Consider the following 15,631-nt stretch of genomic DNA (forward strand, 5'->3'; position numbering starts at 1 on the left):
TTGCTCGTCTGACGTGCGCAAGGGCATCGAGGCCCGGAGTCAGCGCGCCGGCCGCCGCGCCCGTGCGGCGTCGAGATCCTCGCACAGCGCGGCCGCGCCTTGCGCGATGCGCGGCGACGGCCGGGTCAGCAAATCGCCGTCGATCGCGAACAGGTTGTTGCGCGCCACGGCCGTCAGCGCAGGCCACGCACGCCAGCGCGCGAGGCTCGGCAGCGGTGCGTCCGAACGTGTCGCGCCGGCACTCGTCGTCACGATCGCTTCCGGATTCGCCGCAAGCACGGCCTCGTCGGTGACGGTCGGCGCGAGCGGCTTCAGCGCCGCGAACACGTTGCGACCACCGCACAGCGTGATGACTTCGTTGAGCAGATGCGCGCCGTTGAGCGTCGTCAACGGGCGATCCCAAACCTGGAAGAACATCGTGACGGGCGGGCGTGCCGCGTACCGCGCCCGCAGCGCGGCGATATCGTGCGAGAACGATGCCGCGGCTGCGTCGGCGACCGGTTCCGTGCCGAGCAGCGTGCCGAGCCGACGCAGCGACGTGGCCACGTCGTCGAGATGTTTCGGTTCACTGAAGAACAGCGGAATGTGCAGTGCACGCAGCGCGTCGGTTTGCCGCTCGGCGTTGCCGTGTCGCCAGACGACGATCAGGTCGGGCTTCAGCGCGGCGATTCGCTCGAGGTCGAGCGCCTTGTTGTCGCCGACGCGCGGCACGGCTTGCGCGGCGGGCGGGTAGTCGCTGTACGTGACCGTGCCGACCAGTTTCGCACCGCCGCCGGCCGCGTAGACCAGCTCGGTCGCATGCGGCGCGAGGCTGATCACGCGTTGCGCCGGCGCGGGCAGCGCGACCGTATTACCGGCATCGTCGCGGGTCGTCACGTCCGCGTGAGCGAAGGGCGCGTGCGCGAGCGCGACCAGCGACGCGAGGGCCGGCAACCGACGGAACAGGCACGCGTTCATGCGGATGCCTGTGACACCGTCGGGACGCACTGCGAGAGTGCGTCGGCGACGCGCTGCCATTCGGCTTCGTTGCCCGGCAAGCCGACGCGCACGCTCGACGGTCGTGCAAAGTACCGCGTCCAGATCCCGTGTGCGGCGAGCGCCGCGTGCAGCGCGGCGGCGCGCGGATCGTCGGTCCAGCTGAACAGCGGCGTCGCGTGCACCTCGAAGCCGTGCGTGCGCAGCAGCGCGGCGAGGCGCTGGCCGTCGGCCGCGAGCCGCGCGCGCGCGGCGGCCTGCCATGCGCGATCGGCGAAGGCGGCGGCGACCGCGTGACGCGCGGGGCCGCTCACGGTCCATGCGCCGAGCATGTCGCGCAGCGCGGCGACCCGCTCGGGACAGGCGAGCACGAAGCCGGCTCGAATGCCGGCGAGTCCGAAGAACTTGCCGACCGAGCGCAGCACGACGAGGCCCGGACGATCGGTGAACTGCGCGAGCGACGGCGTGGCGCCCGTATCCGCGAATGCCTCGTCGACGATCAACGTGCCGCCGCGTGCCGACAGCTGAGCATGCCAGCCGAGCAACCGTTCGGCCGGAACGAATTCGGCGGTCGGATTATTCGGATTCCCGACGATGGCGTGGCGCAGGGTTGCGGGCAGCACGTCCGCGTCGATGTCGAGCGGGACGACGCGATGGCCGTGGCGCGCGAATGCAGGTGCGTATTCGCCGTACGCGAGCGCAGCGACGCCGGCGTCGCCAGTCGGCAGCAGCGCGGGCAACGCGCGGATCGCGGCCTGGCTGCCGGCGACCGGCAGCACGTGCGCGGCATTGGGTGCGCCGTAGTAGCCGGCCGCGCATGCGGCGAGCGTATCGCCGTCGTCGGGCAGCCGGCGCCATGCGTCGGCCGGGACCGGCGGCACCGGATAGCCGACGGGATTGATGCCGGTCGACAGGTCGAGCCAGGCGTCGTACGGAATGCCGTGGCGGCGCGCGGCTTCGTGCAGGTTGCCGCCGTGCGGGATGCGTGCGTCAGACATGATGGGTAGCGAGAATGAGTGCGCCGCTCGCGACGAGCAGCGCGAGCCACAGCGCGAGCGTGCGCGTGACGAGCGACAGCGCGGCGACGACGTGCACGGCCGTCGCCGGCGCGCCGGTGCCGAGCGCGGGACGGTCTTCGATTTCGCCATGATAGACGGCCGGGCCGCCGAGCTGCACGTTCAGGCTGCCGGCGCCGGCAGCCATCACGGGGCCTGCGTTCGGGCTGTCCCAGTGGCGCGCCTGGGTGCGCCAGCAGCGCCACGCGGCGGCCGTGTCGCCGAGCAGCGCGTAGCTCGCGGCGGTGAGGCGCGCGGGAATCCAGTTGAGCGCGTCGTCGAGGCGCGCGGCGGCCCAGCCGAACGTCAGGAAGCGCGGTGTGCGGTAGCCCCACATCGCGTCGAGCGTGTTCGCGAGCCGGAACAGCAGCGCGCCGGGGCCGCCCGCGACGACGAACCAGAAGAGCGCGCCGAAGATCGCGTCGTTGCCGTTCTCGAGCGCCGATTCGACGGCCGCGCGCGACAGTGCGCCTTCGTCGGCTTCGCTCGTGTCGCGCGAGACGATGCGTGCGGTCAGCGCGCGCGCGGCGTCGAGGTCGTGCCGCAGCAGCGCGGCGGCGATCGGTGCGACATGGTCGGCGAGGCTTTTCGCGCCGAGCGCGAACCACAGCAGCGCGACGTGCAGCGCGGCCGCGAGCGGCCAGGGCAGCACGGCCGCGAGCCACGCGGCGACGGCCACCGGTGGCACCACCGCCGCGAGCCATGCGGCGACGCCGACCATGCGGCCGCGCCGGCCCGTGTTCAGCGCGCCTTCGATACGCGCGGCGAGCCGGCCGAACGCGACGAGCGGATGCCAGCCGGCCGGTTCGCCGACGATGCGATCGACGATCGCGGCCGCGACCGCGAGCATCGCGACGACCGGCGCCGACAGCATCAGCATGACGGCGCTCCGGCCTTGAGTTCGAGCGGCAGCCCGGCGACCAGCAGCGTCACGCGCGTCGCGAGCGCGGCGATGCGCTGGTTCAGGCGCCCGAGTTCGTCGACGTAGCGGCGCGTGACCGACCCGAGCGGCACGACGCCGAGCCCGATTTCGTTGCTGACGACAATCACCTTCGCGCGCGCCCCGCACAACGCGTGCTCGAGCCGCTCGACCTGCGCCGCATACTGCGCATCGTCGAGCGGTTCGCCGTCGAGCGGGCACAGCAGGTTCGTGAGCCACAGCGTCAGGCAGTCGACGAGCAGGCACGCGCGCGGATCGTCGAGCCGCGCGAGCGTGCCGGCGAGGTCGACGGGCGCGTCGGCGAAGCCCCAGTCGGCCGGCCGGCGCGCGCGGTGATGCGCGATGCGCCGTTCGAATTCGGCATCGGCGGCCGTCGCGGCCGCGGTCGCGATATAGGTGACGGGGCGGCCGCTGTCGGCGGCGAGCCGCTCGGCGTGCGCGCTCTTGCCCGAGCGCGCGCCGCCGAGGACGAAGGTGAGGTCGTGCGGAATCATCGCGTGATTGTAACGGCGCACGCGTGGCGGCGCGGGCGATAATGCGGCCTTTGCTTCGCCACGACCTTGCATACGATGAACGCACCCGAACCGCAGCCGCGCGGCACGTTGATGATCCAGGGCACGACGTCCGACGCGGGCAAGAGCACGCTCGTCGCGGGCCTGTGCCGCCTCGCGCGTCGCGCTGGCGCGCGCGTCGCGCCGTTCAAGCCGCAGAACATGGCGCTGAACAGCGCGGTGACGGCCGATGGCGGCGAGATCGGCCGCGCGCAGGCGTTGCAGGCGCTCGCCGCGGGTGTCTTGCCACATACCGATTTCAACCCGGTGCTGCTGAAGCCGACGAGCGATCGCGGCGCGCAGGTGATCATCCACGGCAAGGCGCGCATGAACCTCGATGCGCGTGCGTACCATGACTACAAGCCGGTCGCGTTCGACGCGGTGCTCGAGTCGTACGCGCGGCTGCGTGCCGGCTACGACACGGTGCTCGTCGAAGGCGCGGGCAGCCCTGCCGAAATCAACCTGCGCGAAGGCGATATCGCGAACATGGGCTTCGCCGAACGCGTGGACTGCCCGGTCGTGCTGGTGGCCGACATCGACCGCGGCGGCGTGTTCGCGCACCTGGTCGGCACGCTCGCGTGCCTGTCGGACAGCGAGCGCGCGCGCGTGCGCGGCTTCGTGATCAACCGCTTTCGCGGCGACATCAAGCTGCTCGAACCGGGCCTCGACTGGCTGCGCGCGCAGACGGGCAAGCCGGTGTTCGGCGTGCTCCCGTACCTGCACGGCTTGATGCTCGACGCGGAAGACATGCTGCCATCGCAGGCGCGCAGCGCCGCCGCCTTGCGCGGCGACGCCGGCGTGCTGCGCGTGGTGGTGCCCGCGCTGCCGCGGATCAGCAACCATACCGATTTCGATCCGCTGCGCGCGCATCCGCAGGTCGAGTTCACGTACTGGAAGAGCGGCCCGGTGCCCGATGCCGACCTGCTGATCCTGCCCGGCTCGAAAAACGTGCAGCGCGATCTCACGTGGTTGCGCGACGCAGGCTGGGACGCGCTGATCCGCCGGCACCTGCGCTATGGCGGCAAGGTGATCGGCATCTGCGGCGGCATGCAGATGCTCGGCCGCACACTGGACGATCCGCTCGGCCTCGAAGGCGCGCCCGGCAACATGCCGGGGCTCGGGCTGCTCGATTTCGACACGACGCTGCAGCCGGACAAGACGCTGAAGAACGTGACCGGGCATCTCGCGCTGCCCGGTGCGGCCGCCGTGCACGGCTATGAGATCCATATGGGCGACACGCGCGGCCCTGCGCTCGCGTCGCCCGCGCTGGAACTGGCGGCGGGCGACGCACTGGGCGGCGTGCGCACGGACGGCGCACGGTCGGCCGACGGGCAGATCCTCGCGACCTACGTGCACGGGCTGTTCGATGCGCCCGACGCGTGTGCGGCACTCCTCGCGTGGGCGGGGCTCGACGGGGCGGAGCGCATCGACTACCCGGCGCTGCGCGAGGCGTCGCTGGAGCGGCTGGCCGATTCGTTCGCCGAGCATCTCGACCTGCGCGCGCTGTACGCGGAGTTCCGCTGACGCAGGGCGTGCCTGGCCTGGCATTTTGCGGCGGAGCGTGTACAACTCAGATGGGCGGAGGTCCGCCGAAGGAGCGCGACGATGAAGGCTCGATGGTGGTTGGGCATGCTGCTCGCGGCGCTGCTGGGCGCGTCGGCGGTGGCGCATGCGTGCGACTCGTACGCGCCGGGCGGCGGCCCGGCGGGTTCGGGTGACGCCGCGCAAGGCAAAAGCGGCGGCTGACGTTAGTAGCCAGTACGGGCAGCGGGGCATGATCGGTCATGCCCCTTTTTACGCCGCAATTCGTTCCTGCGGGGAATCAGTTAAAGCCATATCGGGTGTTTATTGGCCGAATTGATTCGAATAGAGTGCGATCCATTCTCATCCACTCATGAAGGAATTCGCCATGACCCCGCATCGCCTGAACGATCTCGGCGCGACGCTGCTGCGCGTCGCACTCGGTGTGCTGTACCTCGCGCACGTCGCGCAGAAGGTGTTCGTCTTCACGCTGCCCGGCACCGCGCAGTTCTTCGCGTCGATCGGCCTGCCGGGCTGGCTAGCGTATGTGACGACGTTCGTCGAACTGGCCGGCGGCCTTGCGCTGCTCGCCGGCTTCCGCGTGCGTATCGCCGCGCTGGTGCTGCTGCCGTTCATGCTCGGCGCGGTGTCCGCGCATCTGCCCAACGGCTGGAGCTTCGCGTCGCCGAACGGCGGCTGGGAATATCCGGCGTTCTGGGCCGTCACGCTGGCCGTGCAGGCGCTGCTGGGCGGCGGCGCATTCGCGCTCGGCGCACCGCGTGCCGCGGCGCGAACCGCTTGAAAGGGGGCGCGCATCGGCGCAACCCGTTCCGGTGACACCCCGTTTGCCGATATCATCGCTCCCTGTATCCGCAATCGAGCGGCGCCTGCCAGGCGGCAGGTGCCGCGCGGCTTTTTCGGGGGAATTCATGACGGTCATCGTGGTGGCAAATCCGAAGGGCGGCGTGGGGAAAAGCACGCTGTCCACCAATCTTGCCGGCTATTTCGCGGCGCAGGGCGCATGGGTCGCGCTCGCCGATCTGGATCGGCAGCAGTCCGCGCATGCGTGGCTCGACCTGCGGCCGGCCGGCCTGCCGGCGATCGAGGCGTGGAGTCTCGATCCGGACGCGCCGTCGAAGCCGCCGCGCGGCCTCGAATATGCGGTGATCGACACGCCGGCCGGCCTGCACGGCAACCGGCTCAACGTCGCGCTGCAGCTCGCCGACAAGGTGATCGTGCCGCTGCAGCCGTCGATGTTCGATATTCTCGCGACCCAGCAGTTTCTGGAGCGCCTCGCCGGCGAAAAGGCCGTGCGCAAGGGCAGCGTCGAGGTCGGGATCGTCGGGATGCGGGTGGACGCGCGCACGCGCTCGTCCGACCAATTGCACCGTTTCGTCGAAGGGCTCGGGCTGCCGGTGCTCGGCTACGTGCGCGACACGCAGAACTACGTGCAGATCGCCGCGCACGGCCTGACGCTGTGGGACGTCGCGAAAAGCCGCGTCGAGAAAGATCTCGAACAGTGGCGGCCGATCGTCGAATGGGCCGAGCGTCGCGCGCCGAAAGCGGAGAAGGTCGCCAAGGCGTCTTGATCGCCGATGGCCGAATACCGGCGAGGCCAGGTGCGGCAGGATGAATGAAGAAGGGCCTGATCCGGCATCGTGACGGATCAGGCCCTTCCTCTTCCTGCATATGCGACTGCGCGGCGCCGGCCGTCACGGCGCGTGGGCGCGCCGCGGCAGCGATCCGGCGCGTCGCGACACGCCGGCCGCGGCGTGGATCAGGTCCAGTTCTGCGTCGGCACGTGATCGCGGTGGCCCTTGATCTTGTTGCCTTCGTCGATGAACACGAGCTTCGGCTTCCAGCCGGCCTGCAGCTCGGCTTCATCGACCATCGCGAACGCCGCGATGATCACAAGGTCGCCGAGTTGCGCGCGGCGAGCGGCCGAGCCGTTCAGCGAAATCATCCCGCTGCCGCGCTCGCCCTTGATCGCGTACGTCGAGAAGCGCTCGCCGTTGTTGATGTTCCAGATGTCGATCCGTTCGTTTTCGATGAGGCCCGCCGCTTCGAGCAGGTCTTCGTCGATCGCGCACGAGCCTTCGTAATGCAGCTCGCAGTGCGTGACGGCCGCGCGGTGGATCTTCGATTTGAGCATATGGCGCTGCATGGTATCTCCGTGATGCGTGAGAGGCGAGGGCGGGCGGCCCGTCAGATTTCCAGGTTGTCGATCAGGCGCGTCGCGCCGAGTTTCGCGGCCGCGAGCACGACGAGCGGCTCGCCGGCTTCGAGTTCGGCGGCGCTCGGCGCGATCAGGTTCGCGCGGCGGCGGATCGAGATGTAGTCGGGCGCCCAGCCGCGCTCGGCCAGGTGCGCGCGCGCGGTCTGCTCGAGCCTGCCGAGGTCGCGTTCGCCGCCGAGCACGCTGTCGCGCACGCGCTGCAGCGTCTTCGCGAGTTCGGGCGCTTCCTTGCGCTCGTCGGTCGTCAGGTAGCGGTTGCGCGACGACAGCGCGAGGCCGTCCTCGTCACGCACGGTCTCGGCCGCGACGATGTCGACCGGCAGCGCAAGCTGCTGGCACATCCGGCGCACGATCATCAGCTGCTGGTAGTCCTTCTTGCCGAACACGGCGACGCGCGGCTGCACGCACGACATCAGCTTCGTGACGACCGTGCACACGCCGGCGAAGAAGCCCGGGCGAAACTCGCCCTCGAGAATCCCGCCGAGATCGTCGGGCGGCAGCACGCGGTACTCCTGCGGCTCCGGATACATGTCGCGCTCGGTCGGCGCGAACAGCACGTAGACGTTTTCCTTCTGCAGCTTCTCGATGTCGTCCTGGAGCGTGCGCGGATATTTGTCGAAATCCTCGTTCGGGCCGAACTGCAGCCGGTTGACGAAGATGCTCGCCACGACCGGGTCGCCGTGCTGGCGCGCGAGGCGCATCAGCGACAGGTGACCTTCGTGCAGGTTGCCCATCGTCGGCACGAACGCCGTGCGGTTCTGTCCGCGCAACTGGTCGCGCAGTTCCTGGATCGAGCTGATGACTTTCATGATCGGGTAGCGGGTTCCTCGCGCAGGCGCGCGTTGGCGCCGCAACAGCGGCGTCGGGGTCGAAGCGGAGAACGCCGGCGCGCGGGCGGCGCATCGGGCGTCGGCGGATTGTAGAGGATTTGGCCGCCGGGCGCATCGAAAAAAGTACGATCGTTCACTTTTTGATCGGGCGCACCGCGAGTGAGCCGCGCCGGCGGGCCCGGCGGCAGGATGCGGTGCATTTCGGTGTGCGGGGTGGCGCGGGCGCAGCGGCGCGCCTTACGCGGGCAGGTACGCGAGGCGCACGTAGATCGGCGCGAAGGGTTCGGCCTGCGTGATCTCGACGAGCGATTCGCGCGCGAGTTCGAGCATCGCGATGAAGTTCACGACGACGACCGGCACGCCGCGCGACGTGTCGAACAGGTCGGCGAACTCCATGAAGCGTGCGTTTTGCAGCCGGCGCAGGATCAGGCTCATGTGTTCGCGCACCGACAACTCCTCGCGGGAGATCTTGTGGTGCTGGACGAGCTTCGCGCGCTTGAGCACGTCGGCCCATGCGGCGCGCAGGTCGTCCGAATCGACGTCCGGGAAGCGCGGCGTGATGCTCTGCTCGATGTAGACCTCGGCGCGCAGGAAGTCGCGGCCGAGCTGCGGCAGCTGGTCGAGGCGTTGCGCGGCGAGCTTCATCTGCTCGTATTCGAGCAGGCGGCGCACGAGTTCCGCGCGCGGATCCTCGGCTTCCTCGCCGGTATCGGCCTTCTTGACCGGCAGCAGCATCCGCGACTTGATCTCGATCAGCATCGCGGCCATCAGCAGGTATTCGGCCGCCAGCTCGAGGTTCGACGTGCGGATCTGGTCGACGTAGCCCAGATATTGCGCGGTGACCTGCGCCATCGGGATGTCGAGCACGTTGAAGTTCTGCTTGCGGATCAGGTACAGCAGCAGGTCGAGCGGGCCTTCGAACGTCTCGAGGAACACCTCGAGCGCATCGGGCGGGATGTAGAGATCCTGCGGCAGCTTGAAGAGCGGCTCGCCGTACAGACGTGCGAACGCCGCGACACCGTCAACCGTGTCGGGCGTCGAATCGGCGCCCGCGGGCGCGGCAATCGCGTCGTCCTGCCGGGCGGCGCTGGCCTCGTCGGCGGCGCTCACGTCGTCAGAAGTTCTGGTAGTAGACGTAGGACGTTTGCTTCACGCGCGATTCCTGCTGCTCGGCGCGCTCGTCGAGGTCGATCGGCTGCTTGTCCCACAACAGCGAACGGCCCTTGCGCTGCTCTTCTTCGAGCGTCGGCTTCTGTTGCTTGAGCTGGTTCAGGAATTGCGTGACGTCGGACTGGTACGGCATGGCTTGGCTTTCCGTTTCGGGCGGCGCACGACGCGCCGGGTTCGCGATGGCGGGATTTTACCGCATCGCGGGGAACAGCCGGCGGCAATCGCGCGTCGAATCCGCTGGCCGACACCCGCGGCCCGACCGGCCGGGCCCGCGCGCGCTTCGTTGCGTCCTGGCGTCAAAGCGGTGCCCGTGCGGGCAGAGCCGCCGCCCTGTGGTCAAATACGGGGTTTTCCACACAATCACGACAACCGAGGACGAGGTCATATTTGGCGGGTCAGGTGAACCAGCAGGCACATACGGCGCATGAGGCGAGCCCGCGCGCGGCGCTTCACCGCGGTCGTCGCGCGCGGCGCGGCGCCGGTGCGGCGGCCCGGGCAGCCCTCGTGGGCTGTCTCGCCGCGTTCGTGGTGCTGCCGGCTTACGCGAAGTACGACGTCGACATCGACGCGCCGCGCGCGATCCGCAAGCTCCTCGAGGCCCATCTCGACATCGCGCGCTTCGCCAAGCGCGACGACATCAGCGACGACCAGTTCGACTTCCTCGTGACCGCCACGCCGCAGCAGGTGCGCGACCTGACCGCGACGGCCGGCTATTTCTCGCCGGTCGTGCGCACCGACGTGCGCACGCGCGACGGCAAGCGCGACGTGCGCGTCGCCGTCGATCCGGGGCCGCAGACCGTCGTGTCGACGGTCGACCTGGCATTCAAGGGCCCGGTCGGCACCGAGGATCCGAAGCAGGAGGCCGCGACCCGCTTCGCGTTCTCGCTGAAGCCGGGCGACCCGTTCACGCAGTCCGACTGGGACGGCGCGAAGGGGGCGGCGCTCAGGCAGTTGCAGTCGCGCCGCTACCTGGGCGCGAAGATCGCGTCGTCGGAGGCGCGCGTCGATCCACGCACGCAGCGCGCGACGCTGGCCGTCACGTTCGACAGCGGCCCGACGTTTACGATCGGCAAGGTCGACGTCGACGGCGTGCGCCGCTATCCGGAAAAGATCGTCACGAACGTCAATCCGCTGTCGGAAGGCGAGATCTACGACGTGCAGCGGATCACCGAGCTGCAGAGGCAGTTGCAGAACACGCCGTACTACGCGAGCGTCGCGATCGACGTCGGCGACGATACGGCGAAGCCCGAGCGCACGCCCGTGCACGTGAAGGTCAGCGAGTTTCCGTACAACAACATCCGCGGCGGCGTCGGCTATGCGACCGATACGGGCCCGCACGTGCAGGGCTCCTACACGTATCTCGACACATTCGGCGCCGCGTGGCCGCTCACCGTGTCGGGCCGGCTCGACCAGATCCAGCAGTACGGCCAGGTCCAGCTGTCGATGCCGCCAGGCCAGAAAGGATGGACCAACAGCGTGCTCGCGTCGTACACGAACACCAACGTGTCGGACACGCGCATCTACAGCGCGCGGGTCGGCGTGCAGCGGACACGCACCGGTCAGTTCATCGACTACGCGTACTCGCTGATGTTCTACCAGGACCGGCTCGACCAGAACGGCGCCGGCCCGACCACGAGCCGCGCGCTGGTGCCGCAATGGGCATGGACGCGCCGCAACGTCGACGATCCGCTGTTCCCGCGCTCGGGCAACCTGATTCACGCGGAGGCCGGCTTCGCGATCAAGGGCGTGCTGACCGATCAGACCTTCATCCGCGGTTACGCGCGCGGCCAGCAGTACCTGCCGATCGGCAAGCGCGACCTGTTCGTGTTCCGCGCGGAGCTCGGCGGCGTGTTCACGAGCGGCAGCTCGAGCGGCGTGCCGGCGTCGCTGCTGTTTCGCGCGGGCGGCTCGAATTCGGTGCGCGGCTATGGCTACCAGAGCATCGGCAACAGCGTCGACGGCTCCGTGCTGCCGACCAAGTACCTGATGACGGGCACCGCCGAATACCAGCACTGGTTCAACCGCGACTGGGGCGCCGCGACCTTCTTCGACATCGGCACCGCGACCGATGCGTGGGGCGAGCGCGTGTTCTACCCGGGCGTCGGCATCGGCGCGCGCTGGCGCAGCCCGGTCGGCCCGATCAACGTCGACGTCGCGTACGGACTGCGCAACCACAGCGTGCGCCCGTACCTGACGCTCGGCATCGCTTTCTGACCTTGTTGCACGAGCCACGACGAACCGCATGACGAAGGATCCGAACGACACGCCGCCGCCCAACGATCCGGACTCGCCCGAGCGCGCGCCGGACGCGCCGCCGCGCCGCGTGGGTTGGGGCCGGATCGCCGCGTGGGCGCTCGTGACGGTCGTGCTGCTCGTCGTGCTGGCGGCCGGGCTCGTGCTGGCCGCGGCGACGACCGAGCGCGGCACGCGGCTCGCGTGGCAGGCGGCCGTGCGCGTGCTGGGCGGCCGGCTGGCGGGCACGCTCGAAGGCGGTTCGCTCGCAACCGGCGTGCGCGTGCGCGGCTTCGCGTGGACGAGCCCCGGCGGCGCCGGCACCGAAGTGCGGATCGACCGGCTCGACGGCCGCTGGGCGCTGACCCGCGCGCCGTGGCGGCTGTCCGTTGACTACCTTCGCGCGGGCACGATCGACGTGCGGATCGCGCCGGGTCCGTCGACGCCGACCGCGACGCCGCAGGACCTGAGCCTGCCGCTGCAGTTGCGGATCGACGACCTGCGCGTCGATCACCTGGCGATTCACGAAGGTGGGTCGACGACGCAGCTCGACCATCTCGCGTTGAACGGCCGCAGCGACGGCCGTCACCATGAACTCGCGCTCGACGGCGTCGACACACCGTACGGCGCGCTGACCGCCCGCGCGAAGCTCGACGGCGTGAAGCCGTTCGCGCTGACGGGCAACGCGACCTACGTGGGCAAGCTCGCGAACGAACCGGTCAACGCGAGCGCGAACGTATCGGGTTCGCTCGAAGCGCTCGTCGCCGACGTCGCCGCGAGCGGTATGAAGCTGAACGGGCGCGCGCACGTCGAGGCCGCGCCGTTCGGCGCGGTGCCGCTCACGCGTGCGTCGCTCGCGTTCGATCACGTGAACCCGCAGGCGATCGCGCCGGGCGCGCCGGCCGCCGATCTCGCGGTGCGCGCGGAGCTGGCGCCCGTGACCGCGCCGGCCGGCGCCGCACCGGCGAAGGGTTTCGCGGTGACCGGCCCGGTGTCGATCGTCAACGCGAAGCCCGGCACGCTCGGCGAGCACCTGCTGCCCGTCGTCGACGCCCATGCGACCGTCAATCTCGACGCGCACGCGCAGCGGATCGACGGCCTCGCGCTGAAACTGATCCGCGACGGCAGCGTGACCGGCAACGGCACGCTGACGGGCGGCAAAGGCCGCTTCGACCTGAAGGTCGCGAACCTCGACCTCAATGCGTTCGTCGCCGAATTGCGGCCGATGCGCCTCGGCGGCCCGCTCGGCGTGACGCTCGCCGGCGACGTGACGACCGTCGACTTCAACCTGAACGATCCGAAGCTTGCGCTCGGCGCGCGTGCGAAGGTCGCGCTGACGTCGCAACAGACGGTGCTGACCGATGCGCGCGTGACGGCGGGCAAGGGCCGTATCGACCTGACCGGCGTGTTCCGTCACGACGCGCATTCGAGCTACGACGCGAAGGCGACGCTGACCGCGTTCGATCCGCTGCTGCTCGCCGCGATGCGCGCGCCGGGCGCGGGCGGCGGCAAGGCGGCCGCCAGAACGGCGAAGGCAGCAGCGAAAGCGCCGGCCAGGCGCGGCGAGACGCGTGTATCGGGCACGCTGACGGCCTCCGGCGCGTTCGAGCCGCAGGTGTCGACGAAGGCGACCTTCAAGCTCGGCGACAGCCTCTACGACGGCGTGCCGCTGACCGGCGCCGGCGTCGTGCAGCTCGTCGGCGCGCGGGTCCTGCCGAGCAACGCGAACCTGACGATCGCGGGCAACCACGTCGACCTGCGCGGCAGTTTCGGTGCGCCGGGCGACCGGCTGCGCTTCGTCGTCGACGCACCGGAGCTCGACCGGCTCGGCTTCGGCGTGCAGGGCCTCGTGCAGGCGCAGGGCGAGCTGACCGGCAGCTTCGCGCACCCGAACGTGACGGCCACCTACAAGGCCCAGCACGTCGTGGTCGGTTCGAACCGGATCGGTGCCGCGCAGGGGCGCGCCGACATCCGCGACGGCGCGCACGGTGCGCTCGTATTCACGGCCGACGCGACCGACATCGCGCTCGGCTCGCTGCAATTGAAATCGCTACGCGCGAACCTCGACGGCACGCGCGCGAAGCATACGCTCGACGCGTCGGCGCTCGGGACGGCCGGCGGCCGCGTGATCGACCTGACACTCGCGGCGAACGGCGGCGTGGTCGAGAATCGCGACGGGATGCGCTGGGACGGCACCGTCACGCGCCTCGCGAACCGCGGCACGCCGGCGGTGGCGCTGCAGTCGCCGCTCGCCGTGTCGGCCGGCGCCGGCCGCGTGACGCTCGGCGCGACGCGGCTCACGCTCGAAGGCGCCGCGATCGACCTGAAGTCGTTCGTGTTCGATCACGGCCAGATGCGCTCGGCAGGCACCGTGCGCGGCGCGTCGGTCGCGCGCTTCCTCGAGATCCGCCAGGAGCTGACGGGCCAGCGGTCGCCGGTGCGCACCGACGTCGTGCTCGATGCCGACTGGGATTTCTCGCTCGGCGCGAACGCGACGGGCTACGTGCAGGTGAAGCGGCGCGGCGGCGACGTGACGATCGAGACCGGGCGCGGCATCGCGTCGCTCGGGCTGACCGACCTGTCGGCGCGCGCGAGCTTTGCGCCGGGCAACCGGCTCAACGTGGTGGCGCTGGCGAAGGCGAACCGGGTCGGCACGCTCGACGCGAACGTCACCGTGCCGTTCGCGCTGCGCGACGGCGTGTTCGGCGTCGTCGACGACGGCCCGCTGGCGGGCCGCATCGACGCCGACATCCCGTCGCTGAAGGCGACCGGCAACCTGTTCGGGCCGAGCTACCTGCTCGGCGGGCGCGCGGCGCTGAAGCTGACGATCGCTGGCACGCCGGTGAAGCCGAACGTGTCGGGCATGCTGACGGGCGACGATCTGTCCGCGACGCTCGTCGACCAGGGCGTGCAGCTGAAGGACGGCATCGTGCGCGTGAAGCTCGCGGAGAACCTCGTCGAATTCCAGCAGGTCGAGTTCCATGGCGGCGACGGCACGCTGCGCGCGATCGGCCGTGTGCGTCTCGACGGCGAGGCGCCGGACCTGACCGCGAGCATCGTCGCCGACAAACTCGAACTGTTCGCGGCGCCGGACCGCAAGCTGTCGCTGTCGGGCAAGGCGACCGTCGCGAACGACGGGCCGCGCGGCGCGCTGTCGATCGACGGCAAGTTCGTCGTCGACCGTGCGCTGTTCGACCTGCCGGAAGACGCTGCGCCGCACTTGTCCGACGATGTCGTCGTGGTGCGACCGGACGGGACCGTGCGCGGCGAGACGCCGACCGGCACGGCGGTCGCGAAGCCGCAGAAGGTCGAGGACAAGCCGGCGCCGTCGCTCGCGCCGCGCGCGAACATCGACATCGGCCTCGGCAACAACTTCCGCTTCAAGGGACACGGCGCGGATCTCGGGCTGCGCGGCACGATCACCGTGATGAGCGCGCCTGGCGTGCCACTGCGCGCGATCGGCAACGTGCGCGTGACCGAAGGGTCGACGTATACGTCGTTCGGCCGCAAGCTCGCGGTCGAGAACGGCTTCTTCACGTTCAACGGCCCCGTGTCGAATCCGGGCGTGAACATCCTCGCGATGCGGCGCAACCAGGAGGTCGAGGCCGGGGTGCAGGTCACCGGCACGATCCAGGCTTTGACGGTCAAGCTGGTGTCGGAACCCAACGTCACCGACAACGAAAAGCTGTCGTGGCTGCTGTTCGGGCACGGCACCGACCAGGGCAACAACGTCGGCCAGCAGGGCACGATGACGGCGGCGCTCGCGCTGCTCGGCAGCGTGACCGGCAAGCGCGTCGCGCAGACCTTCGGCCTCGACGAATTCTCGATCGGCCGCAGCGACGTCGGTCTGACCGATCCGCAGGTCATCCAGGTCTCGAAGGCGATCAACGAGCGTTTCGTGCTCGGCTTCGAGCAGGGCCTGCAGTCGGCGAGCAACGCGTTCAAGGCGACGATCAACCTGACGCGCTTCTGGTCCGTGTCTGCATACGGCGGCACGTTCCAGGGCGTCGACCTGAACTACACGCGGCGCTTCGATCGCTGGTTCAGCCGGCGGTGACGGCACGCGCTTCGACGCGCATCGGAATCGTCGTCGCGACTCGCACCGTCGTCGCGCATGAAAA

At 70.1% G+C, this 15,631-nt stretch carries 14 protein-coding genes; 6 read left to right on the forward strand and 8 right to left on the reverse strand.

Translation table 11 applies throughout. From position 1 onward, the window contains the following. Positions 1 to 39: 39 nt before the first annotated feature. From LGM71_RS21725 to cobU, 4 genes are read right to left on the reverse strand one after another with little or no spacing between them, the layout of a single operon-like run. Positions 40 to 957, reverse strand: a complete 918-nt coding sequence (locus LGM71_RS21725) for a cobalamin-binding protein (RefSeq protein ID WP_226116350.1) — start codon at positions 955 to 957, stop codon at positions 40 to 42. Then, a complete protein-coding gene (cobD, locus tag LGM71_RS21730; RefSeq protein WP_226116352.1) occupies positions 954 to 1,973 on the reverse strand; it encodes a threonine-phosphate decarboxylase CobD in 1,020 nt (339 codons plus the stop codon). The genes LGM71_RS21725 and cobD overlap by 4 nt, the downstream gene beginning before the upstream one ends. Next, the gene (cbiB, locus tag LGM71_RS21735; RefSeq protein WP_226116354.1) at positions 1,966 to 2,910 is read right to left on the reverse strand and encodes an adenosylcobinamide-phosphate synthase CbiB; all 945 of its coding nucleotides are present in this window, start codon (positions 2,908 to 2,910) and stop codon (positions 1,966 to 1,968) included. The genes cobD and cbiB overlap by 8 nt, the downstream gene beginning before the upstream one ends. After that, positions 2,904 to 3,464, reverse strand: coding sequence for a bifunctional adenosylcobinamide kinase/adenosylcobinamide-phosphate guanylyltransferase (gene cobU / locus LGM71_RS21740; RefSeq protein WP_059604003.1), 561 nt, complete (start codon positions 3,462 to 3,464; stop codon positions 2,904 to 2,906). Before cobU ends, cbiB begins: the two co-directional genes overlap by 7 nt. A 75-nt stretch (positions 3,465 to 3,539) precedes the next feature. Between cobU and LGM71_RS21745 the strand changes: the two genes are divergently transcribed. From LGM71_RS21745 to LGM71_RS21760, 4 genes are all read left to right on the forward strand, one after another. Continuing rightward, positions 3,540 to 5,045, forward strand: a complete 1,506-nt coding sequence (locus LGM71_RS21745) for a cobyric acid synthase (protein ID WP_226116356.1) — start codon at positions 3,540 to 3,542, stop codon at positions 5,043 to 5,045. 81 nt (positions 5,046 to 5,126) lie between these two features. Next, entirely contained in the window at positions 5,127 to 5,267 is a 141-nt protein-coding gene (locus LGM71_RS21750) for a hypothetical protein (protein WP_170296487.1), read from the forward strand. A 163-nt stretch (positions 5,268 to 5,430) separates the two neighbouring features. After that, positions 5,431 to 5,844 (forward strand): DoxX family protein, encoded by a 414-nt coding sequence (locus LGM71_RS21755; RefSeq protein WP_059604000.1) that lies wholly within the window; start codon positions 5,431 to 5,433, stop codon positions 5,842 to 5,844. A gap of 127 nt (positions 5,845 to 5,971) precedes the next feature. After that, entirely contained in the window at positions 5,972 to 6,631 is a 660-nt protein-coding gene (locus tag LGM71_RS21760) for a ParA family protein (protein ID WP_059603772.1), read from the forward strand. 188 nt (positions 6,632 to 6,819) lie between these two features. On the opposite strand, the gene panD is transcribed toward LGM71_RS21760, so the two are convergent. The 4 genes from panD to LGM71_RS21780 form a co-directional block, all read right to left on the reverse strand. Then, the gene (panD, locus tag LGM71_RS21765; RefSeq protein WP_006484038.1) at positions 6,820 to 7,206 is read right to left on the reverse strand and encodes an aspartate 1-decarboxylase; all 387 of its coding nucleotides are present in this window, start codon (positions 7,204 to 7,206) and stop codon (positions 6,820 to 6,822) included. Between the two features lie 41 nt (positions 7,207 to 7,247). After that, complete coding sequence (gene panC / locus LGM71_RS21770; RefSeq protein WP_124901047.1) at positions 7,248 to 8,087, reverse strand: pantoate--beta-alanine ligase; 840 nt, start codon at positions 8,085 to 8,087, stop codon at positions 7,248 to 7,250. Positions 8,088 to 8,345: 258 nt separating this feature from the next. Beyond that, positions 8,346 to 9,218, reverse strand: coding sequence for a segregation and condensation protein A (locus tag LGM71_RS21775; RefSeq protein ID WP_059527573.1), 873 nt, complete (start codon positions 9,216 to 9,218; stop codon positions 8,346 to 8,348). 4 nt (positions 9,219 to 9,222) lie between these two features. After that, positions 9,223 to 9,411, reverse strand: coding sequence for a DUF3460 family protein (locus LGM71_RS21780; protein WP_044849219.1), 189 nt, complete (start codon positions 9,409 to 9,411; stop codon positions 9,223 to 9,225). A 254-nt stretch (positions 9,412 to 9,665) separates the two neighbouring features. On the opposite strand from LGM71_RS21780, the gene LGM71_RS21785 reads away from it, so the two are divergent. Together LGM71_RS21785 and LGM71_RS21790 are read left to right on the forward strand one after the other, a co-directional pair. Next, entirely contained in the window at positions 9,666 to 11,492 is a 1,827-nt protein-coding gene (locus LGM71_RS21785) for an autotransporter assembly complex protein TamA (protein WP_226116358.1), read from the forward strand. Between the two features lie 28 nt (positions 11,493 to 11,520). Further along, the gene (locus tag LGM71_RS21790) at positions 11,521 to 15,567 is read left to right on the forward strand and encodes a translocation/assembly module TamB domain-containing protein (RefSeq protein ID WP_226116377.1); all 4,047 of its coding nucleotides are present in this window, start codon (positions 11,521 to 11,523) and stop codon (positions 15,565 to 15,567) included. The last annotated feature ends 64 nt before the right edge of the window (positions 15,568 to 15,631 follow it).

Origin of the sequence: Burkholderia sp. AU33545 (genome assembly GCF_020419685.1) — a bacterium.
Classification (GTDB): Bacteria; Pseudomonadota; Gammaproteobacteria; order Burkholderiales; family Burkholderiaceae; genus Burkholderia; species Burkholderia diffusa.

Bases quoted from the DNA above. Each gene is read 5' to 3' on its own strand.
- LGM71_RS21725 (WP_226116350.1), bottom strand. From the start codon at position 957: ATGAACGCGTGCCTGTTCCGTCGGTTGCCGGCCCTCGCGTCGCTGGTC.
- cobD (WP_226116352.1), bottom strand. From the start codon at position 1,973: ATGTCTGACGCACGCATCCCGCACGGCGGCAACCTGCACGAAGCCGCG.
- cbiB (WP_226116354.1), bottom strand. From the start codon at position 2,910: ATGCTGATGCTGTCGGCGCCGGTCGTCGCGATGCTCGCGGTCGCGGCC.
- cobU (WP_059604003.1), bottom strand. From the start codon at position 3,464: ATGATTCCGCACGACCTCACCTTCGTCCTCGGCGGCGCGCGCTCGGGC.
- LGM71_RS21745 (WP_226116356.1), top strand. From the start codon at position 3,540: ATGAACGCACCCGAACCGCAGCCGCGCGGCACGTTGATGATCCAGGGC.
- LGM71_RS21750 (WP_170296487.1), top strand. From the start codon at position 5,127: ATGAAGGCTCGATGGTGGTTGGGCATGCTGCTCGCGGCGCTGCTGGGC.
- LGM71_RS21755 (WP_059604000.1), top strand. From the start codon at position 5,431: ATGACCCCGCATCGCCTGAACGATCTCGGCGCGACGCTGCTGCGCGTC.
- LGM71_RS21760 (WP_059603772.1), top strand. From the start codon at position 5,972: ATGACGGTCATCGTGGTGGCAAATCCGAAGGGCGGCGTGGGGAAAAGC.
- panD (WP_006484038.1), bottom strand. From the start codon at position 7,206: ATGCAGCGCCATATGCTCAAATCGAAGATCCACCGCGCGGCCGTCACG.
- panC (WP_124901047.1), bottom strand. From the start codon at position 8,087: ATGAAAGTCATCAGCTCGATCCAGGAACTGCGCGACCAGTTGCGCGGA.
- LGM71_RS21780 (WP_044849219.1), bottom strand. From the start codon at position 9,411: ATGCCGTACCAGTCCGACGTCACGCAATTCCTGAACCAGCTCAAGCAA.
- LGM71_RS21790 (WP_226116377.1), top strand. From the start codon at position 11,521: ATGACGAAGGATCCGAACGACACGCCGCCGCCCAACGATCCGGACTCG.